Below are 21,156 nucleotides of genomic sequence, written 5' to 3'. Positions count from 1 at the left end.
ACGATCCACTGGTGCCACCTGCTGTAACGATGCGGGCCGTGCTGAGTGAAGCGCCGCCCGCGGATGGGTTCAGATGGTTGCTGTAGCGCGCGTAGCGATGGTGGGTACCCGCTCGATGGACGCAGCCTTCATCTCCGGGTTACACGTCTATGCAACCCTGGCTGAACCTGGTCATTTTTCCGCGCTGGAAGTTGTGCTTCTGCTCGTCGGCATGGCGATATCGCTGGTTCTTTTTTTCTGGCGATTCGGTCCGATTCTCCGCACCATCTTTCGCTCGAAAAAAGATACGGATTTTACTCTTCATCCCATTGGGCGAAGAGTATGGGACTTCTTCTGGGAGGTACTTTGCCAGGGCAAGGTTATCCGTCAGCGGCCACTACCGGGACTGGCACACGCCTTCGTCTTCTGGGGATTTCTCGCCTTTGCACTGGTCAGCCTGAATCACATCGCCAATGCCGTGGGACTGGGCTTTCTAAACCCCGCAAGTTACATCGGCAACTTCTACTTCCTCTTTGCCGCCATCTGGGCGCTGCTGGTGGCTGTCTCAATCACGGCGTTGTTCGTGCGCCGTTTTTTTGTTCGCCCTATCTGGCTCGGGAAGAAGGTCTCGTATGAGTCGGGAGTGATTGCGTTCCTCATCTTCCTTCTGATGGTGAGCTATCTCGGCGCATTCTTTGTAGACGCCAGCGGAACAGCAGTGAAGTTCCTCTGGTGGACGCACACCCTGACGCTGCTGGTCTTCCTTCCGCTGATTCCGCACACCAAGCATCTGCATCTCGTGATCAGCCCTTTTACGGTCTTCCTTAAACGCGACGGCTTCTCAAAAATTCCTCCACTCAACGGCGACGAAGACTTCGGCCTGGTAGCAGGTAAAGACGTGACCCAGCTGATCTCGCTGCAGGTCTATAGTTGCGTCGAATGTGGCCGCTGCACCGAACACTGCCCTGCATCGAACACCGGAAAAGTCCTGAACCCGAAAGAGATCATCCTCGGAACGCGTTCGTACCTCAACGAATTCGGTCCAGCCTCCGAGACTTCCCTGCTCACCGATACACGCGAAGTTCCTCCCACCGACTCCACTGCGAAGTACATGAGCATGGAAGCGGCCTTCGAGTGCACCACCTGCGGAAGCTGCGAGTACCAGTGTCCCGTCGGCATTCAGCATCTGCCCATCATCATCGGCTTACGGCGCGGCGCGACCAACACCGGTGCATGGGAAGACATACACGGCACCAAACTATTTCTCGCGCTGGAGAAGCAAGGGAACGCGCTTGGCCTGAGTGCAACGGAGCGCGACAAATTTATTCAGAAGCAGGCCTTCCCCATCTTCGACGGGACGCAGGAGTATTGCCTCTGGCTGGGATGCATGGGCGGATACGATCCCAAGGGACGCGAGATCATCGCCGACTTCGCGCGCGTGATGCAGCATCTCGGAACAACCTTCGGCGTATTAAAAAAAGAAAAGTGCACAGGCGATCCCGCACGACGATTGGGGAATGATCTCGTCTTTCAAACCATGGCGGAGTTCGGACTGAAGGCATTCGAGACAGCAAAGGTACAAAAGGTCGTCGCCATCTGCCCGCATTGCGTACGCACGATCTCAAATGACTGGCGCGAGTACGGCATCGCTCCTGAGATCGAACACCACAGCGAATTCATGGCGCGCCACAAAGATCGCCTGCCGAAGCAAAACTCCGGCGAAAGCATTGTCTATCACGACCCCTGCTATCTCGGCCGCTATCGTGATGTGTACGAAGAGCCACGTGAGATCGTGTCGATGACAGGCAAGTTAGTGGAAGCTCCCCGCTCGCACGAGCGTAGCTTCTGCTGTGGCGCCGGCGGAGGGTTGGCCTTTCTCGGCGAAGAGAGCGGCGAGCGCGTAAGCCATGTTCGCGCCGCAGAGCTTGCCGGCACAGGCGCACAGGTTGTGGGCACTGCATGTCCGTTCTGTAACACCATGTTTCGTGATGCGCTATCGGCGATGGGCGAAGCACCGCCGCAGTTGCTGGACATCGCGCAATTGGCCGCGAGAGCCTTACCGGCATCAGAGATTAGGACAGGAGAACAATGAAGATACTGGTGGCAATCAAGCAGGTGCCGGAGCGCGACGCGCAGATCAGTGTCACGTCTGACGGCAAGTGGATCGACGAGAGCGGCTTGAGCTATACCATCAACGAGCCCGACGCCTACGCGCTCGAAGAGGCATTGCAGCTAAGAGAAAAAAATGGCGGCGAAGTCGTTGTGCTGTGTGCCGGGCCGGAGCGCGTCACCAGTACTCTCCGCGAAGCTCTGGCTAAAGGAGCAGACCGTGCCATCCACATCGAAGCCGATGATCTCGGTGAGCGCGACACATTGGGCATCGCGCAGTTGCTCGCAGACGCCGCCAGAGACGAGTCGCCCGATCTGATACTGACAGGGTTACAATCTGACGATCTTGGCCTTGGCCAGACAGGCGTAGTCCTCGCTGAACTGTTAGGGATACCCCACGCAACCATCATTATGCAGGTGGAGGTCATCAGCGGTGGCTTGAAGGTGAAGCGCGAACTTGAAGACGGCTGGTTCCAACACGTCGAGATGCCGCTGCCCGCGCTGCTCACCATTCAGTCCGGCGGTAACAAGCTGCGCTACGCCACGTTGATGGGAATAAAAAAAGCAAAGACGAAAGAGACGAAGACCGTTCAGGCTGCTGCCGCCGCAACCGCTCAGGCAATTACTCTCGAGCGCGTCTATCTTCCCGAGAAGCAGAAGAAGACCGAGATGCTGACCGGAACACCCGCCGAGATCGCAGACAAACTGGTGGAGAAACTGAAATTTGAAGTGAGGGCGATATGAGCGGTGTTCTCGTTCTGATGGAACAGCATGGCGGCAAGTGGAACCGCATGAGCTTTGAGGCCCTTGCCGCCGGACAGCAACTGGCAGCAAAGCTGGGCACAGAGTGTTCCGCCGCTTTAATCGGTGAAGGAGCCGCCACGCTTGCCTCGGAGCTAGCCGGGAAAAAGCTGACAAAGGTCTTCAACGTGCAACATGCACTTTTGCATACCTATACATCGGATGGATATGTCACCGCACTCGAGCAGTTGGTAAAGCAAGTCGGCCCAACGCATGTAGTGCTGCCGCACACCTACCAGGTGCGGGACTTTGCGCCAGCTCTGGCGACGCGGTTCAGGCAGGTTCTCATCAGCGATGTCATCGCCGTTCATGACGGTCCGGTCTTCGTGCGTCAGTTATTGCAGGGCAAGTTGAATGCAGATTACAGACACGCTGGCACCGGCCCATGCTTCGTTTCGGTGCAGGCCGGAACATTCCGCGCCGAAGCCGTCGAAGCCGGCACCGCAACCGCAGAAGATTTCACTCCACAACTCGAAGCCAGCCAGATTCGCAACAAGCCGGGCGAACCCTTCCGCGAAGCTGCGCAGACGGTCGATCTCAGCGCTGCACCACTCATCGTCTCCGTCGGGCGCGGCATCGGCGAGCAGGAGAACATCGGCATCGTCGAAGAGCTGGCCACAGCACTCGGAGCAGAACTCGCCGCATCGCGTCCCATCTGCGACAACGGCTGGCTGCCGATGGAGCGTCAGGTCGGCAGCTCCGGGCAAACCGTCTCGCCTAAGCTGTATCTCTCCGTCGGCATCTCCGGAGCGATTCAGCATCTCGTCGGAATGAAAGGCTCAAAAACCGTGATTGCGATCAATAAGGACGAGAACGCCCCCATCTTTGAAGTTGCCGACTATGGCGTCGTCGGAGATCTCTTCGAGATCGTTCCCGCTCTCACCAAAGCAGTCCGCGCGGCAAAAAGTTAGTCACGCTTGTAATGCGTCCGCTGTCCCATGACTATACTGGGGAATATCTGGTTGTCTGCTTCCCTCCCCAAGTGAATGCATCTAACCGATGTTGCAACGAAGTCGATGGCTGACATGTCCTATAGAACGATTAGCGATGCCGCTACCTCAGTTTTGGAGCGGACTGGAGAAGACCGGGACAAGGCCGCTCAGCAGGTTATGGGCAGACTACGGGACAAATTTGGCCGCGCCATCACCGATCTTCGTGTCTCGGTAACCGACAGATGTAACTACAAATGCGTCTATTGCCGCACCGGGAACGAAGGCGCTCAATACTCCGAACTTGCCATCGAGGATTACCTGCGCATGGTACGTCGGTTTGTCGCCCTGGGGATAGAGAAAATTCGACTGACCGGTGGCGAGCCGCTGCTGCGACATGGCCTCGTGGAGATGGTCAGCGAACTGGCAAAGATGCGGACTCCTTATCTATCGGACGGGGCGCATAAAGATAGCTCCCATCCCCTCGATATCGCACTGACCACAAATGGACACCTGCTGGAAGGGCTGGCTAGGCCTTTGAAGGATGCCGGACTCAATCGAATTACAGTCAGCATGGATGCCGTGGATTCTGAGACGTTTGCTGCCATTACACGTGTTCCTCGCAGCTTCGACCGCGTGATGGCTGGGATACGACAGGCGAAGGTCGTCGGACTGGCTCCCATAAAGGTTAACTGTGTTCTGCTGCGCGGCTTCAACGACAACCAGATCGAGCAGTTCGCAGAGTTCTCGCGCCGGGAAGACGTCATCGTGCGGTTTATCGAGTTCATGCCGCTTGAGGAAGACCGTACCTGGAAGCCGGAGACGGTAGTTCCCATGAATGAGGTAGTAGGGCGCCTGAATGCATACCGTCCGCTGGTAGAGCTTGCACCGAATGCCGCAAGTGAGACTGCAAAGCGATTTACGTTCGACGATGGACTGGGCGAGATTGGAATCATCGCGCCAGTGTCCCGCCCCTTCTGCGGGCACTGTAGCAGAGTTCGGCTTACGTCGGACGGCAAGATACGAACCTGTCTCTTTTCGCAGAGCGATCATGATCTTTACGGAGAAATGTTACGAGGTGGAACCGATGAAGAACTCGATGCGTATATCCGCAAAGTAGTGATGCGAAAAGAAGAACGTCATCATATTGGCGAACCCGGTTTTGAGAAACCTTCAAGGAATATGGTTCACATTGGCGGATGACGGAATTCTCTATACGATGAAGTGCTCAAGCCTTATTAATATTTTGCTGACAGATTTACTTCTGGAAAATGGTGTGCTCTCTTGAGGTGCAGTGAGTGAGAGACAAGCGGAAGTTTGAAGTGATCGAAAGCCGACAGCTCGACCACCTTCGGGTGTTCCATGATGTCGCTCGTTCGCTGACGACCAGCCTGGAGCTTGAAGAGATCCTGGGAGCCATCATGGAAAAGATGGCCCAGTTCTTCGGGCCGGAGCGATGGTCGATGATGATGGTCGACGAAACATCGAACGAGTTGTATTACGCCATCGCGGTAGGCCAGGATGCCGCAAGTCTGAAGGGGCTGCGCGTGCCGATGGGTGAGGGCGTCGCAGGATGGGTAGCCGCAACCGGCAATCCACTGATCGTGCCGGACGTTGTTCTCGATCCTCAATGGTCAAAGTTTGCCGCAGCCCATCCCGAATTGGGAATCCAGTCCATCGCCTGCATCCCTGTTCGCGCAGCCGACAAGACGCTCGGCGTTATCCAGTTGTTGAACAGCAAGCTCGATCTGATGTCGGAGTATTCGATCTCATTTCTGCGCATTCTGTGCGACTATGCTGCGATCGCAATTCAGAATGCGAAGTCGGTGACTTTGATTCAGGAACTCACCATTACTGATGACGTTACCGGCCTGTTCAATGCGCGGCATCTCTACACCATGCTCGACGAGCAGGTGGCAATCGGAAAGGTATTCAGCTTGATGTTCATGGACCTTGATCGTTTCAAGTCCATCAACGATACCCATGGCCATCTCGTAGGAAGTCGTCTTCTGGCTGAAGCCGGAGGCCTGCTGAAGCGCTCCATCGGGCCGGACAACGCCGCCTTCCGCTATGGCGGAGACGAGTTTGTAGTGTTGTTTCCAGGATTGACGAAGACTGCAGCGACAGCAGCCACGATGACCATCTATCAGGATCTGCTCTCTTCGCGTTTTCTTGAGGGTGCCGGCCTTTCATTGCGCCTTACAGGCAGCTTCGGGCTCGCTACCTATCCCGAAGACGGCAACACAGTGCCTACAATTCTGCGGGCAGCCGACACGATGATGTACGAAGCTAAGTCGACCCGCAACAACATCGCTGTGATGGGCAAGGGCTTGTTGATGGAGCGTGTTGCGCTCGCCGGCGTGCGCGACGAGCGCTAGTTCCTGTCAAGCCCCAAGGCCATTGAAAAGCATCTCGAAAAATCCGGCAAGCTGATAGAAATAAACAACTTATCGCGTTGAAAATAAATTGCGAAAAGCTGCAAAACAGTTAGGCCCAATTCGCTAAACTAGAAACAGCATCGAAATCAACAAAAAGCCCAGCGGCATCGCTGGGCTTAACTTTTTTTAAAATGAATATTTACCCGAAAACCATGTTAAATCAATTTTTTGCGAGCAATTACCAGCATAAGCTGTTGAATCGATAGATTTTGTAAACAAAATACCCCCGGGGGAGGGCCAGGACAACGATCCAACTTCAGCGGCCCTTTACTCGGGGCGGCGGCGTTCGAGAGTGAGCGGGCGTTTAGGCTCAGGCTTGATAATGTCGCGGTTCTCCGGAGCAACAGGGTGAACACCAAAGTCCCAGACACTGAGATTCACCACCTTGTCCGAGATGACCTCCATCAGCGCATACTCGCCAAAATCGAGCGGCTGTTTCGGCGTTAGCTTCATCCAGTGACCGCCGGGAAGAACCTCAGAGGTGGTTTCGACGATATCTTCCTGCGACTGGCCAGTACCGAGCAGTCCAATCCGAAAGCTCGCGATGTCGCGGACGCCGGTGCGAACGTCCGCTCGAGTGATGACGTATTGATCGCTGGCCGAGCTACTTGCAGGATCGGTCTTTATGGCATTGGAAGCACCATGAGTATCGACCGTAAGAGGTGTCCCGCCCGTGGGCGGAACGGTGTCGTCGCCGACGCGGATGTAAAAGACCGGTGAAGCTACATGGAGTTGCACATCACTCCGCTCTCCCTTGAGTTGCGCCACCTGATGGGGGCTGGAGAGGGGGTTAATGACAGCCCGGAGGATGTTATGGCCAGTGTTGCGGTTGAGGTCACTATCGTTCTGCGAGAGCGGAACGAGTTCCGGAGCGCCATGAAAGGTATCGAGGACGAGAACACTGTCCTGCTCAGGAAGACGAAGATCTTTAGCAACCTCAGGCGTGAGAGAAGCGCGATCGGCCTCTTCTTTGAGCAACTCAGGGTCGATAGCAGGAGGTTCAGGGCTGGCGGAAGTATCGCTTGCCTGATCGGGAGAATGCTCCTTCTCCCAGCGGTGTGTGGCATCGAGATCCACGAGAGACAGAGGAACCTCTTCTTCTGCGCCATCCCGCTCCGCGCTAATGTAATGAACGAGTTTGCCGGAGATGCGGTAGCTCATCACAATTTGGTAGCTGCCGTCTTTGAGATAAAGACGGGTGCGGTGAGGCGTGGTGGCGGAGTCCGTCGCGGGCAGGGTCTTCTGCGAAGTCGGGACTGCATTTCCGGGCCGTACGGCGAAGACTGCCAAGCCCACGACGAGAAAAATCCACGCGAAAGTAGACATTACGGACAGTCGTTGCGTCTTAGTCATAAAGGTCAGTTTCGACAGTGTAGTACCACCGCTTTAGACGCGTCCGAGGGCGCGGGGATTGCTGCCGCTGTTTGGCCTGCAACCCGAGATGTGCTAAACAGATAAAAGCGCGAATATCGATGCAAAGCTATCTCCAACGCGGAAAGAACACCCGGCAGCCAGTGGTATGGATGCGGATGATCGCCGCGCTTTGCATCCTGATGATCACGTTCATGAGTGCAGCGCAAGCCTGCCACACTCATGCCGAGACCTCTTCGCTCAAGCAAAGTTCGCATCATAACCAGGCACCACAGGAAGACCATTGCCCGGTCTGCATGGCGATGCACTCTGCGCTGCCGGCCACTCTGCATCTGGCTCCGGCACCGACCCTGGAGATCGAACCCCTGAGCGCGGTTGCCTCCGATACGCTGCGGTCCTTTAACTGGCGTTTCGAGATGGCGAGCCGTGGTCCCCCTGCCGGCCACAGCAATCCCTTGTTCGTCTAGGCAGCGACAGAAAAGTTTCCTTCATTTAAATCTTCTGTCCGCAAAACACGCGCTCGCGCGTCATCGCGCTTTTTAAAATGATGCCTACGAGGCATCAGGAATCGGCCTATTATGCACAGAAGCATTCCATTTCGACTTTCTTTGATAGCTTTTTCCCTCTTTCTGCTGGTCGCCGGAGCATTCGCACAGGGAACGAGCGGCAATATCACAGGAACAGTAACCGACACCACAGGCGCGGTGATATCCAGCGCAGTCGTTACCGTTCAGAACCCCCTCAGCGGATACAAGCAGACGACCCACACCGATGCGAGCGGACAGTATCACTTCGACAACCTTCCCTTCAACCGCTATCACATGTCTGTCGTTGTTGGAGGCTTTCAACCAACGACGAAAGACGCGATACTGCGGTCTGCATCGAATACAACCGTTAACTTTCAACTGGCAGTTGCCTCCAGCTCGCAGAGTGTCACCGTGGAGGCAGATGCGTCGGACATGGTGAACAACGATCCAACGTCAGCAACCGCGGTAGATCGCTCCTTGTTTACGAAGCTGCCAACCGAGAGCACAAGCGCTCCGCTGAGCTCGTTGGTTACGTTGAGCACGCCAGGGATCGCTTCAGACTCGAACGGCTTGTTTCATCCCATGGGCGAGCATGCGGACACAACCTACTCGATTGATGGCCAGCCGGTGAGCGACCAGCAGAGCCGCGTCTTTGGCAACCAGCTTTCGCTCAATGCGATTCAGTCGATCAACGTGATCGATGGAATTGCACCGCCTGAATATGGCGACAAGGCATCGCTGGTAGTGCAAACAACAACGCGCTCTGGACTTGGACTGCCGCACCCGACCGGTTCGCTCTCCCTGAACTATGGCTCGTTCGGAACATCGAACGGAAGCGCGGCGCTGGGATTCGGAAATCAGCGGATGGGAAACTTCAGCAGCTTCGACGCAGTGGACAGCGGACGGTATCTCGACACACCGGAACATCAGCCGCTGCACGCGCATGGCAACAATGAGAACTTCTTCGACCGCATCGACTATCACCCCACACAGGCAGACTCTCTGCAACTAAACCTGAGTGCCTCGCGAAGCTGGTTCCAGAACCCGAACCAGTATGATCAGCAGGCACTCGGACAAGACCAGCGAGGAGAGATCTTCAGCTACAACGTCGCGCCCTCGTGGACACACATCATCAGTACCAATAGCCTGATCGCGGTCAATCCTTATCTGCGGCAGGATAACTTTCACTACTACCCGAGCAAGGACCCCTTCAGCGATACACCAGCGACGCTGGCGCAATCGCGACGGCTACAGAACGCCGGCCTGAAGGTGGATTACAGCTACTCGCATGGAATCCACAGCTTCAAAGTGGGAGCGATGTTCTACCATACGTTCCTGAACGAAGGCTTCTCTCTCGGCATTACTGACCCAACGTTCAATGCGCCGTGCCTGAACGCAAGTGGTGCTCCAGATACAAATCCAGATGCAAACGATCCGAACAACTGCCCGGTTGGGGACACGACGAACCCAAACTACAACTCGGGCACAGGGCCCTATGACCTGACGCGCGGCGGATCGCTGTATCACTTCAACGGTCACACGGACATCAAGCAGGAAGCGGTCTACCTGCAGGACAATATCATCTGGAAGAACTGGACATTCCTGCTCGGCGGCCGCGCGGATAACTACAACGGCCTGAGCAGCCGATCGATGGTTGAGCCGCGGGTAGGCGGAACCTACACGGTGAAATCTACGAACACTGTGCTACGGCTCGGCTATGGCAAGCTCTTCCTGACTCCTTATAACGAGAACCTGATCGTCTCAAGCTCAACCGGTATTGGCGGCTTGGAAGGTGCGGGCGCAGCAGTTGCACTGAAGCCCGCGGCACGCAATCAGTACGATGCAGGGTTCGAGCAGGGCTTCGGCAAGCATCTGGTCGTGAATGGAGAATACTTCTGGAAGTACACTGACCGCGATTACGACTTCGACGTTCTACTGAATACGCCGCTGGCATTTCCCATCCAGTGGCAGAAGTCGAAGATCGATGGCTTTGGCATCAAGGTCACAGTTCCCACGACGCATGGAATCTCGGCCTATTCGGTGCTTGGCCATACGCGGTCGCGCTTCTTCGGGCCGGAGGTTGGCGGCATTCTGTTCAACCAATCTCCTGTGCCTGCTGGCGTACCGTTCCGCATCGATCACGATCAGGCATTTCAGCAATCCACGCATATGCAGTACCAGCCAAAGCCGCAAGGGCCCTGGTATGGAATTACGTGGCGATATGAGAGCGGCCTGGTGGCAGGCAATGCACCGATTGATAATGGTGTAACTCCTACTGATTTGACATACCTGACGGCGGATCAGCAGTCGCAGATTCTACTGCGCTGCGGTAATGTGCAGGCTACCCGCACCGCGCCGTTGACAAGCTGCCCGACAGGAGAGCTTTCATCGCCTCTGCTGTCATTGCCCAAGCCGGGAACAGAGAACGATGACCGCAATCCACCGCGTGTCGCTCCGCGCACGATGTTCGACATGGCTGCCGGATGGGATAACATTCTGCGCCGCGATCGGTTCAAGACCAACCTGAGCGTGACTGCGGTGAATGTGACCAATAAATATGCGCTGTACAACTTCCTCTCGACGTTCAGCGGAACGCACTTCGTTTCGCCAAGAACGGTAAGCGGACAGGTAACGCTCAACTTCTAAAAAACAAGGCTCGTGAGACGGCTGGACCATGGACAGGTCAGCCGTCTCGCCAAGCTGTGTTTTTTCTGAGCTTCCATTTTCCAGTTATTACTCCACCTGAACCGAACGTATTTAGGAGCTTGTCATCGCATCTTCATCTGTGTCCCTCTCTCGCTTGCATCGTCATGCAGACATCGCCGGTGCTACCGCTTCGGCAGTTTGCATGGTTCATTGCCTGCTCACTCCTGTCGTCATCAGCCTTTTTCCAGACATCATTCCCTACCTTCCCGGAGACGCATCCTTTCATCGCTGGCTCGCCATCGGCATCGTCCTCTTTGGATTTGCCGGATTCGTTCCCGGCTATAGGGTGCATCGGCGCAAACCGCTGCTTGCTCTGATCGCAGCCGGCATGTTCCTCATCCTGTTCGTCGCGTGGAAGGGCGAAACCCTTCACCTTGCAACGGAACTCATCCTTAGCATAGGCGGCTCAATGCTGCTGATTACAGCGCATCTGCTGAATCGCAGCTTCTGCCACCAGTGCCGAATCTGCAAAGAAGCGCCGAACACCTGCCAAACCACCGACGTCGAGCAAGTACAACCGCACCTCTAATCGCTGCAGCGCTTGTCCGGCGGAGAGGATGTAACGCCTTTCTCCGCCGGACAGGACCAGTCCTTTGCACAGAAGAGACTTGTTCCGAAAAGAGGAACCGGCACTTTACTACCTCAATGGCCGCTGACGAAAATAAGCGGGCCAATGCTGCCCGCGTCGTAGGATAGAGATGTGCTCCCCTCTACGCAAAGCTCGTCCAATAGCACACGAATCCTCGTCTCTTTTATCTGTGTTTACTTTTTCTGGGGTTCGACCTACCTGGCTATTCGCTATGGATTGAATGAGTTACCGCCATTCGTCATAGCCAGCACCCGCTTCCTGATCTCCGGCTCCATCCTGCTTGCTATCTGCGCCATTCGCAGGGTGCGGATGTGGCCAACCCTGCGCGAATTCGGCCTGCTGGCAATCATCGGCGTGCTCATGCTGGGTTGCGGCAACTCGGCTGTTCTCTGGTCGGAGCTCTATCTTTCAACCGGTTTGGCTGCTCTTCTGGTGGCGGGAATCCCACTGTTTGCCGCCCTGATCGAGATGTTTCTTCCCAATGGCGAAGGTCTTCCTTCCCGCGGTTGGATCGGAATCATCATCGGCTTTCTGGGCCTGGCGTTTCTGGTCTCTCCTAGCCTGCGTAACAGCTTCCATGGCGACTCGCGGCAGATTATTGCGACAGTCATCATTCTTACCGGTGCGTTCTGCTGGACGGCTGGTTCCATCATCTCGCGCCGCTCGACCATGGCAATCAGCGGGTTTGCGGCAGCAGGCTGGCAGATGCTCTTCGGGGGCATCTTCAATACCGGCATCATGTTCGCCTCAGGCGGCTATCGCGGCTCGCATTGGGATGTGGAGGCATGGTCCTCCATCTTCTACCTTGTGATCTTCGGCTCGCTGACCGGCTATACGGCCTATATTTACCTGCTGAACCATGTAGCCGTCTCGAAGGTCACAACCTATGCTTACGTCAACCCTGTCATTGCCGTTATTCTTGGGGCAATCTTTATTCATGAACGCTTCGTGATGGTGGAATATATCGGGATGGCATCGATCCTGCTGGCAGTCTTTCTGGTTACAAGCTCGAAGCTGAAGACTGGAGCGCTTCCGGCCGAGGTCAAAGATATCGCCGTCGGACGCAAGGCGTAAGAGCACCACTGGGCCCATGTCCCTATAGACTATCGTTCAAGAAAAGCTACAGAGCTGGATTACGTTTGGAGCAAGAGCTATGGTTCTGCTTTGGAAATTCTTTGCCTTTGGGTTCAGCGCATTGTTGCCGGTCGTCAACCCGCTCGGCTCAGCGCTGGTCTTTCTTGGACTCGTGGGCGTTGTCTCACCCAAGATCTATCGCTCGCTTGCGCGTCGCATTGCGATTAACACAATCCTCTTCTTCGCCATTATTGAGCTGCTTGGCTCTGCACTGCTCAGCTTTTTCAGCATCTCGCTGCCCATCGTGCAGGTATCGGGAGGGTTTGTTCTGGCCGCGATGGGCTGGTCTCTTTTAAACGAAAAGGACCCACAAGCTACGGTCGAAGAAGCGCACGAAGAGGTAGAAAGCGACGAGGAGGCCAAGAGCAACAGCCTTGAGCAGGGAGCCTTCTATCCGCTCACCTTCCCCGTCACCGCTGGTCCTGGCTGTATCGTCGTGATGCTGACACTGAGCGCGCACGCTTCAAAAAAGACGATTAGCGACAATGTGCTGGCGCACGTTGGCCTGCTGCTCGCGGTGATTGTGTTAAGCGCTCTCGTCTATGTGTGCTACGCCTATGCGCCGCAGATCACAAGCAAGATATCGCCCTCAACCGCTCACGGCATCCTGAGGGTGGTGGCCTTCCTTCTGCTCTGCATCGGCGTTCAGATCGCCTGGAACGGAGCGTCCGCGTTGCTCGCTACCGTTCTTCAACATCGATAACAGGCCCGTCTCTTATTTCCGCTTCCAGCGAACTCCGTCTTTTGAGTCCTCGATGAGGATGCCCTTGGCGAGAAGATCGTTGCGAATAGCATCAGCGCGTGCGAAGTTGCGGGTCTTCTTGGCCTGCGTACGCTCCGCAACAAGGGCGTCGATCTCCGCATCGCTAAGTGACAGGTTATTCAGGAGCTCCGGAGCGACTTCGCCAAGGCGGCCTTCCGACTCCGCCCACGCAAGCGCAGCGCGGGTGAGAGCTGCGTCACGGTCTTCGAGCACAGCAAATACGCCATCGAAGAGATCCAGCACGCGAAGAATCTCGGCGACATTGCCGGCGCGAAGCGTTCCAGCGTCGGCAGCAGAGTTGGCCGTGCGTACGAGATCGAAGATCGCCGCCCGTGCCTCGGCCGTATTCAGGTCGTTGGCCAGCGATGCGGTGTAACCCTGTTCCGCCTTTGCAGTCGCCGCGGCGATGTCTGCATCCAAACCGTCTGCAAAGCCGCCCTTCAACATGCGCTGATGGAACGTTCGCAGACGCTCAATCGCATTGGTCGATTCGGCAAGGCTCTCGAAGGTAAAGTTCATCTGGTGCCGATAAGGCACAGAGATCAACAGAAAACGAATCGCTGAGGCACGATAGCCTTTGAGCAGAAGATCACGGAGTGTGTAGAAGTTGCCCTCCGACTTCGACATCTTCTTGCCTTCAACCAGCAGAAAGCGAACGTGCATCCAGTGGCGAGCGAAGGTCTTTCCGCTGGCTGATTCCGACTGCGCGATCTCATTCTCATGGTGCGGAAACATCAGGTCTTCGCCGCCGGCGTGGAGGTCGAAAGAGTCTCCCAGAAACTTCGTCGCCATCGCCGAGCACTCGATATGCCAGCCCGGACGTCCCGAACCCAGCGGCGTCTCCCAATGCTGCTCGCCGGGTTTGACCGCCTTCCACAAGGCGAAGTCGCGTGCGGCATCTTTCTCGTACTCGTCGACATCAACGCGAGCACCGTCTTCGATGCCCTCAAAGTCTTTCTTCGAGAGCTTGCCGTACTCCGGAAAACGGGCGATGCGGAAGTACCAGCTTCCATCCTCCGTCTGGTAGGCAATATCTTTGGCGGCCAGCTTTTCGATCAGGCCAACCATGTCGGGAATGCAGCTAGTAGCGTGGGCGACGTGCTCCGACATCTGAATGCCAAGTGCATCGAGGTCTTCAAAAAATGCCCGCTCGTACTTGGCCGTGTACTCGGCAATGGGAACGCCTGCCGAGGCAGCGTTGCGGATGATCTTGTCATCCACATCAGTAACGTTCATGACGTGCTTGGTGTCGATTCCCTGCTGGCGAACAAAGCGGCGCAGCACATCGACGTGCAGAAAGGTGCGGAAGTTGCCGATATGGCCGTAGTCGTAGACAGTGGGGCCGCAGCAATACATTCGCAGCGCGGGCGCGCCTACCGGTGCCAGTGCTTCAACTTTTCCGCTCAAAGTATTAAAGAGTTCTATCGTTGCCACGTAACGCTCTACCCTGCCGCAGCCGAGCGCGTAGCGCGGTGCAGACTGCTCTCCTTGGAATCCCTGTCGATTTTATCTGATAGCCGGGTATTTTCGGGCAGCCGCACTCTTTATGACTGCCCCAGCCGGAGCTGCGGGGTCGCGGCGAGGTCCTCCGGTGCAAAATCTTCGGCTAAAAACTTCGGCCACGCCGCAGCCGCGATCATGGCGGCATTGTCCGTCGATAACGCCAGCGACGGAAAGGCAATGGGAAGCCCACGCCGATCAGCCTCTGCCTGAAGCCGACGCCGAAGCTCGCTGTTTGCCGCCACACCACCCGATACAACGATGCCGCGGGCTCCGAACGACTCTGCCGCAGCGAAGGTCTGGCGAAGAAGATTGCCGACAACAGCGTATTGAAACGATGCGATCAGATCGAGCGTTTGCGCATCGCAGAGGGCAGCGACAGCGTCGATATCCGGCTTCGCGTCGCCCATTGCGGCAATCGCTTTGCGCCGTGCTTCGACGCTCTGCCGCATGTCGTGCGTTTCGATATAGCGAAGCACGGCGGTTTTGATTCCGCTGAAAGAAAAGTCAAAACCGGGTCCACTTGTGGATAGAGGCGTTTTTTTATTGGGAATCGAGATTCCTTCGCGATGTGGCCGAGACTTGATCTGCGCAAAGTTGAAGGTGACTGCGCGGGGATTTCCGCGTCGAGCAAGAGCGTCGATCCAGGGGCCTCCGGGGTAGCCGAGGCCAAGGAGCTTTGCCACCTTGTCGTAAGCCTCGCCTGCTGCGTCGTCCACGGTGCGACCAACATTGCGATAGCTCCACGCTCCCTGCTCGCCCTGCTGCGCCAGATAAAGATGCGTGTGGCCGCCCGAGACGACGAGCGCCAGCAGTGGCAACTCCATGGCGGCTTCGGAGCGCTGACGTGTTTCCATTAAGACAGCGTGGATATGGCCTTCAAGGTGATTCACACCAATCAGCGGCTTACCCAGTCCAAACGCAAGCGCCTTGGCATAGGTAATTCCGACCAGCAACGCACCAGCCAGCCCCGGGCCTTCGGTCACAGCAATGGCGGCTAGATCATCAAAGCTTACGGCTGCCTGCGCCATCGCCTCGCGCACCACTGGAACGACGTTGCGAAGATGCTCACGCGAGGCCAGCTCAGGCACGACGCCGCCATAGTTGGCGTGAAGCGACATCTGCGAAGCCACTACATTCGATAGAGCCTCGCTGCCTGCACGAACCACAGCCGCCGCTGTCTCATCGCACGAGCTTTCGATGCCAAGGATCAGGGCCGTTCTGTTGTGATCGCGCATCTCTTTATCATAGGGGAGAGCCATGGCCATCTCCATCAGCGCAAACCCGGGATACATCGCAGCTCGCAACATCGTTCTTACTCTGCGCGCTGCCGGCCATCAGGCTTTCTTCGCAGGCGGATGCGTGCGCGACCTTCTGCTCGGTCTTGACCCGAAAGACTTTGACGTTGCCACCAGCGCGACACCGGACGCTGTGCAGAAGATGTTTCCGAAGACACTTGCGGTTGGCGCTCACTTCGGCGTCATTCTTGTCTGCTCAGAAGATGGCATAACGACAGAGGTCGCAACCTTTCGTCACGACGGGGCCTACAGCGATGGCCGCAGGCCTGACGCGGTTCGATTCTCGACCGACGCCCGTGAAGATGTTTTACGACGCGACTTCACCATCAATGGAATGTTGCTCGATCCTGTCGCCCTCGAAGAGAACGGCGATGCATCGTCGGCGACTCTCGATTATGTAGGAGGACGCCAAGATCTCGCGGCAAAGATCCTGCGTGCTATCGGTGAGCCGTCGCTGCGATTTGCCGAAGACAAATTGCGAATGCTGCGGGCTGTACGATTTGCTGCGCGTCTCGACCTCGAAATTGAATCCCGCACCATGGCTGCAATTCGCAATACAGCCGCACAGATTGGCCAGGTCAGCACCGAGCGCATCCGCGATGAGCTGACGCTGATGCTGACCGAGGGCCATGCCCGGCGCACCTTTGAATTGCTCGACACCACCGGCCTGTTGCAGCAGGTTCTACCCGAAGCCACGCGGATGCACGGTGTTCAGCAGCCTCCGCAGTTTCATCCCGAGGGCGATGTCTGGACGCACACTATGCTGTTGCTCGAAAAACTTCAGCCGGAAGCCTCCGTGACCTTAACCTGGGGAGCGTTGCTGCATGACATCGGCAAGCCAGCGACCTATCGTGCGCCAAATCCCAACGACCCAAACGACCGCATCCGCTTCAATGGTCATGTCGAAGTCGGTGTCCGCATCGCCGAAGAGATTCTTGGCCGCCTGCGCTTCTCCAACGAAGACACCGCGCAGGTTGTCGCTCTGGTCAAAAATCACATGCGCTTCGGCGACGTTCTCCAGATGCGGCAATCGACGCTGAAGCGCTTTCTCCGTCTGCCGCGCTTCGACGAGCATCTCGCTCTGCACTGGCTCGACTGCACCTCCTGCCACGGCGATCTTACGCTCTACAACTTCGCTCGACAGCAATATGAGACCGCCCCCGCAGAGCATATCCAACCGAAGCTGCTCGTCACAGGCCGCGATCTCATCGCCGCAGGGTACCGCCCCGGCCCGCAGTTCAAGGCAATGCTCGAAGCTGCAGAAGATGCTCAGCTCGAAGGCCATGCCACTACACACGCGGAGGCGCTAGCCGTCGTGAAGGAACAATTCGGGCAGCCGGCGAGCTAATTCCCTTCTGCGTCCAAAGAGAAACATCGGTCGTCTAACCCTTAAAGGTCAGACCACTAATGCATCGAACGCACGTTCCCTTTCTCCTTGCCAGCCTTCTTGTGTTTACTCCGCTGCATGCGGCAGTCATCGGCACCAGCAAACCGGCGCAGTCGATCACAGCAGAGCGGATCGCCCAACTTCCAGCGAAAGATCGCGCCGCGTGGACTGCCTATCTCGATCGCTCGCAACAGCAGATGCGCATCGACCGCGCTACGCTTGCGGCTGAACGCATACCAGATACTCCTGAGCCGCCATTGCCGAAGGAGAGCTTCAGCGCACGCAGTATGCCGCTGCACCGCGATGCTGTCTGGTATGGAACGCCGGAGGCGCGGCACATAGCCGATGTGATCGTCAGCTTTCAGACACCTGCAGGCGGATGGAGCAAAAACCTCGATATGAGCGGCCCTGCTCGTCTGCGCGGACAGAGCTATACCACCGACAATCTCTCCAAGCACCTTGGGCCGGACGACTTCGACGCCCCCAAAGACCCGCACTGGAACTACGTCGGAACGCTGGACAACGATGCCACCAACACGGAGCTTCACTTCCTTGCGCTGGTCTCTGCCGCCACTCCGGGCAAGGACGGCGATCCTTACCGTGCCAGCTTTCTCAAGGGCATCCATTATCTGCTCGCCGCTCAGTTTCCCAACGGAGGCTGGCCGCAGGTCTGGCCACTCGAGGGTGGCTATCATGACGCCATCACCTACAACGACAACGCTGTTACCGAGTCGGCGGAGGTGCTAACGGCCGTTGCCGAAGGAGGAAGCGACTATGCATTCGTTCCCGTTGGCCTTCGCCGCGAGTCGGGTAAAGCTGCTCATCGCGCGCTCGAGTGCATTCTGGCCACACAGATCGTTGTCGACGGCAAGCGCACTATCTGGGCGCAGCAGCATGACACGCTTACCTTAGCTCCAGTCTCCGCCCGAAACTTCGAGCCGGTAGCCCTTGCTACGGGAGAGAGCTCAGACATCCTGCTCTACCTCATGGAGCTTCCGCATCCCTCCCCCGCCGTCGTTGCGTCGGTCCAGGCTGGCATTGCGTGGCTCAAAACTACTGCTATTCATGGTCAGGTCTGGATCGGCGGCCGCGACACCCCGGGCGGACGTCATCTTGAGCCACAGGCTGGAGCCGGTCCTCTCTGGGCGCGCTACTACAGCATCACCACCGGGAAGCCTATCTTCGGCGACCGCGATAAGACCATTCACGACACCGTAAGCGATCTATCGTTGGAACGCCGAAACGGGTACGCATGGTATGGCTCTGGACCGGAGCAGGCGCTTGAAGCGTATGTCGTCTGGAGCACGCACCATTCCACCGCAACGCGCTGATTTTCAATAGATTATCGAAGGGGAACAGACAAGAAGGATGGCGCCGACCTTGTAGTTTTTCAAGGCGGCCTCAGCTTTTAGAAAGCTGTTACAAGCAGAATAATTCCGGCAGCAAGAGCCGCAACCTGATACAGGCGTTCCGTTGGGACGGGAAGCACAGATTCCTCTAAAGAAGGAGGATCTGTTGCTTGCTGTCCTGGCAGAGTCACTGGCGCGGAGAATGTCAATATTTCATTGGGGGAGTTCATGTGCTTCTCCTGATGCTTCTCCTATATGAAGAAGTAGATGCTGGTTCTAACGCGATGATGCACCGATAAGTTCCGTTTTGTTGATGAAATTTATGCGAAGAACAAACTTTGGACACTGGATTGGTTCCTGTGAGGGGAACATTTCCCGGCAAAAGTATAAAATCTCGGCTTATGAGCGATCTAAAACAGACGGAAAATACACCGGCAAATACGGCGCGCAGCGCGGGTGAACCGGCGATCTTCGGAACCAAACCTCCTGCAAGCGGCGGAATACCGATGGTCGCATGGGTGGTTGCGGCACTGGTGGTCGTGCTGGTAATCGTTGGCATGATCATGGCCGGACGAGGAAAAGGACGCGCGACTCCGACCAATAGTATCCAGCCCCTGGCGACCTATGCGGGCAGTCTTCCTCTCTCGCAGCTTGCCATGAGCGAATCGACGAGCATCTCCGGGGGAAAATCTACCTTTGTGGATGGGCACATCAAAAATACAGGCAGCGCAACGGTGACCGGAATTACCGTACAGGTGCTCTTCGGCAACGCCGAAGGATCATCGCCGACGATTGACACGCTGCCGCTGACCTTGATTCGCACCAGGCAGCCTTATATCGATACCCAGTCCGTGGGGTCATCGCCGCTGAAGCCGGGCGACGAACGCGATTTCCGTCTGATCTTCGAATCCATTCCAGAGAACTGGAATATGGAGATGCCCGAAGTACGGGTAGTCAGTGTAGAGACAAAGTAAATCGGGATTACACAAAATCTTCCGGTTAGCGGTGACGTGCGCTGTCAGCAATAGTTACCTGCCGACCGGAAGATTTTGCTTGCAGAGGCTCTAATTTGTCCAGATAGCACGTCATCAATCGATTCCAATAATCTATTTATTTTGAATGATTTATGGGGATATTTCGATTTGGCATGGCGTTTGCTCTAGTCACAGTGTCGACGTTTGACCAAACAGACGCAGGACTGTACATAAGGAGCAAAACGATGATGAAATCTGGCAGCACTTTTGGCCTCTCAGTTCTCATCTTAGGTGGCGCGATGGGCGTGGCTGCACTCGCGCAGTCGAATACGCCAACCATTCAGACCTCCACAGACAATACGGCGGCTAGCGCAAGCACGGCTAACATGAACCCGTCGGACAACAGCACCTACGCCACTGGCAAGCCATTGGAGATGCAATCCAAGGAAGGCTTCTGGGGTCACATGAACCCCTTTGCCCGTAAGAAGTGGGTAAAGAGGCAGCTCGACCCGATCCGGGACCGCGATAACGAACTGGATCAGTTGCAGGCGAAGAACGCCAACGACATCCGCGACGTAGACACCAGGGCACAGGCTGGCATTCACCGTGCCATGGACGCTGCGAACACCGCCGATGAGCATGCGCAGAGCGCAGCAAGCACTGCTAACTCCGCACAAACTCTGGCCAATACGGCCAGCACCCGGACAGATGCTCTGAACACCACGGTCGGCAACCTCGACCAGTACTCAGAAGTGACTTCAGCTTCAATTCCTTTCGCCAAGGGCCGCACAGCTCTGGGACCGAAGGGTAAGGCCGACCTCGACGATCTGGCCACGAAGCTGGCCGGTCAGAAGGGCTATATCGTTGAAGTACAGGGCTATAGCCGCGGTGGAGTGCAGACTTCGCAGGCGATGGCTGACTCGGTTGTCCGTTACCTGGTTGAAGAGCATCAGGTTCCTGTCTATCGCATCTATCGCACCGGTATGGGCAGAAATACTGCGGAAGATGGCGGCATCTCGAACGGCGTAAAGGTCGCTCTGATGCATAACAGCCTGGCTACCATGAACTCCAACTCAGCAAGCAACGTTGTGCCTAACTCACCCGCAGCTTCAGCGACGACGGGTGTCAGCGCACCTCCGGAGCAGTAGCCCTCCCCTAAGGGTGGCATGGGAAAGACTTATCCATGCCACCCGCAAGTTTGCCGAGTCAGCGACAAAGATCGCGCTCGCAAAAACCTCTCCTAACCAGAGAGAACCAAGGCAGATTGGCCCCTCTAACGAGGGGCCGTTTTTTTTAATAAAT

At 56.4% G+C, this 21,156-nt stretch carries 18 protein-coding genes; 14 read left to right on the top strand and 4 right to left on the bottom strand.

Annotated elements, in window-relative coordinates; all coding sequences use genetic code 11:
- Nucleotides 1-73: 73 nt before the first annotated feature.
- The 5 genes from IEW09_RS17645 to IEW09_RS17625 all read left to right on the top strand — a co-directional run bounded on the left by IEW09_RS17645 (nt 74) and on the right by IEW09_RS17625 (nt 6,196).
- Nucleotides 74-2,071: a (Fe-S)-binding protein gene (locus IEW09_RS17645; protein WP_229739418.1), complete on the top strand. Its 1,998-nt coding sequence runs from the start codon at nt 74-76 to the stop codon at nt 2,069-2,071.
- On the top strand, nt 2,068-2,832 hold the full coding sequence (locus tag IEW09_RS17640) for an electron transfer flavoprotein subunit beta/FixA family protein (RefSeq protein ID WP_188555571.1): 765 nt from the start codon (nt 2,068-2,070) through the stop codon (nt 2,830-2,832). The genes IEW09_RS17645 and IEW09_RS17640 overlap by 4 nt, the downstream gene beginning before the upstream one ends.
- Nucleotides 2,829-3,800, top strand: a complete 972-nt coding sequence (locus tag IEW09_RS17635) for an electron transfer flavoprotein subunit alpha/FixB family protein (RefSeq protein ID WP_188555570.1) — start codon at nt 2,829-2,831, stop codon at nt 3,798-3,800. The genes IEW09_RS17640 and IEW09_RS17635 overlap by 4 nt, the downstream gene beginning before the upstream one ends.
- 198 nt (nt 3,801-3,998) lie before the next feature.
- Entirely contained in the window at nt 3,999-5,021 is a 1,023-nt protein-coding gene (moaA, locus tag IEW09_RS17630; RefSeq protein WP_229739431.1) for a GTP 3',8-cyclase MoaA, read from the top strand.
- 95 nt (nt 5,022-5,116) lie between these two features.
- Nucleotides 5,117-6,196 carry a GGDEF domain-containing protein gene (locus IEW09_RS17625; protein WP_188555569.1) on the top strand — a complete coding sequence of 360 codons (1,080 nt, stop codon included), beginning with the start codon at nt 5,117-5,119 and terminating at the stop codon, nt 6,194-6,196.
- A gap of 327 nt (nt 6,197-6,523) precedes the next feature.
- On the opposite strand, the gene IEW09_RS17620 is transcribed toward IEW09_RS17625, so the two are convergent.
- The gene (locus IEW09_RS17620; protein WP_229739417.1) at nt 6,524-7,582 is read right to left on the bottom strand and encodes a hypothetical protein; all 1,059 of its coding nucleotides are present in this window, start codon (nt 7,580-7,582) and stop codon (nt 6,524-6,526) included.
- 146 nt (nt 7,583-7,728) lie between these two features.
- On the opposite strand from IEW09_RS17620, the gene IEW09_RS17615 reads away from it, so the two are divergent.
- The 5 genes from IEW09_RS17615 to IEW09_RS17595 all read left to right on the top strand — a co-directional run bounded on the left by IEW09_RS17615 (nt 7,729) and on the right by IEW09_RS17595 (nt 13,286).
- A complete protein-coding gene (locus tag IEW09_RS17615) occupies nt 7,729-8,094 on the top strand; it encodes a DUF2946 family protein (protein WP_188555568.1) in 366 nt (121 codons plus the stop codon).
- Between the two features lie 141 nt (nt 8,095-8,235).
- A complete protein-coding gene (locus IEW09_RS17610) occupies nt 8,236-10,800 on the top strand; it encodes a TonB-dependent receptor (protein WP_229739416.1) in 2,565 nt (854 codons plus the stop codon).
- A 139-nt stretch (nt 10,801-10,939) separates the two neighbouring features.
- Nucleotides 10,940-11,389, top strand: a complete 450-nt coding sequence (locus IEW09_RS17605; protein WP_188555566.1) for a MerC domain-containing protein — start codon at nt 10,940-10,942, stop codon at nt 11,387-11,389.
- A 171-nt stretch (nt 11,390-11,560) separates the two neighbouring features.
- Nucleotides 11,561-12,523, top strand: coding sequence for an EamA family transporter (locus tag IEW09_RS17600; RefSeq protein WP_188555565.1), 963 nt, complete (start codon nt 11,561-11,563; stop codon nt 12,521-12,523).
- A gap of 79 nt (nt 12,524-12,602) precedes the next feature.
- Nucleotides 12,603-13,286: a MarC family protein gene (locus IEW09_RS17595; protein WP_188555564.1), complete on the top strand. Its 684-nt coding sequence runs from the start codon at nt 12,603-12,605 to the stop codon at nt 13,284-13,286.
- A gap of 12 nt (nt 13,287-13,298) precedes the next feature.
- On the opposite strand, the gene cysS is transcribed toward IEW09_RS17595, so the two are convergent.
- Nucleotides 13,299-14,780: a cysteine--tRNA ligase gene (gene cysS / locus IEW09_RS17590; RefSeq protein WP_188555563.1), complete on the bottom strand. Its 1,482-nt coding sequence runs from the start codon at nt 14,778-14,780 to the stop codon at nt 13,299-13,301.
- 110 nt (nt 14,781-14,890) lie between these two features.
- A complete protein-coding gene (gene tsaD, locus IEW09_RS17585; protein ID WP_229739415.1) occupies nt 14,891-16,108 on the bottom strand; it encodes a tRNA (adenosine(37)-N6)-threonylcarbamoyltransferase complex transferase subunit TsaD in 1,218 nt (405 codons plus the stop codon).
- On the opposite strand from tsaD, the gene IEW09_RS17580 reads away from it, so the two are divergent.
- The gene (locus tag IEW09_RS17580) at nt 16,107-17,492 is read left to right on the top strand and encodes a CCA tRNA nucleotidyltransferase (protein WP_188555562.1); all 1,386 of its coding nucleotides are present in this window, start codon (nt 16,107-16,109) and stop codon (nt 17,490-17,492) included. The genes tsaD and IEW09_RS17580 overlap by 2 nt on opposite strands.
- Before the next feature lie 59 nt (nt 17,493-17,551).
- Entirely contained in the window at nt 17,552-18,862 is a 1,311-nt protein-coding gene (pelA, locus tag IEW09_RS17575; RefSeq protein ID WP_188555561.1) for a pectate lyase, read from the top strand.
- 77 nt (nt 18,863-18,939) lie between these two features.
- Here pelA and IEW09_RS17570 read toward each other — a convergent pair whose 3' ends face one another.
- Nucleotides 18,940-19,110 carry a hypothetical protein gene (locus IEW09_RS17570; RefSeq protein WP_188555560.1) on the bottom strand — a complete coding sequence of 57 codons (171 nt, stop codon included), beginning with the start codon at nt 19,108-19,110 and terminating at the stop codon, nt 18,940-18,942.
- 171 nt (nt 19,111-19,281) lie between these two features.
- On the opposite strand from IEW09_RS17570, the gene IEW09_RS17565 reads away from it, so the two are divergent.
- Both IEW09_RS17565 and IEW09_RS17560 read left to right on the top strand, forming a co-directional pair.
- Nucleotides 19,282-19,854: a DUF2393 family protein gene (locus IEW09_RS17565; protein WP_188555559.1), complete on the top strand. Its 573-nt coding sequence runs from the start codon at nt 19,282-19,284 to the stop codon at nt 19,852-19,854.
- 245 nt (nt 19,855-20,099) lie between these two features.
- Complete coding sequence (locus IEW09_RS17560) at nt 20,100-21,002, top strand: OmpA family protein (protein ID WP_188555558.1); 903 nt, start codon at nt 20,100-20,102, stop codon at nt 21,000-21,002.
- Nucleotides 21,003-21,156 lie beyond the last annotated feature (154 nt).

The sequence above is a fragment of the Edaphobacter dinghuensis genome, assembly GCF_014640335.1.
Classification (GTDB): Bacteria; Acidobacteriota; Terriglobia; order Terriglobales; family Acidobacteriaceae; genus Edaphobacter; species Edaphobacter dinghuensis.
The sequence above is the reverse complement of the archived record's forward strand: the minus strand, read 5'-3'. Positions and strand labels throughout refer to the sequence as shown.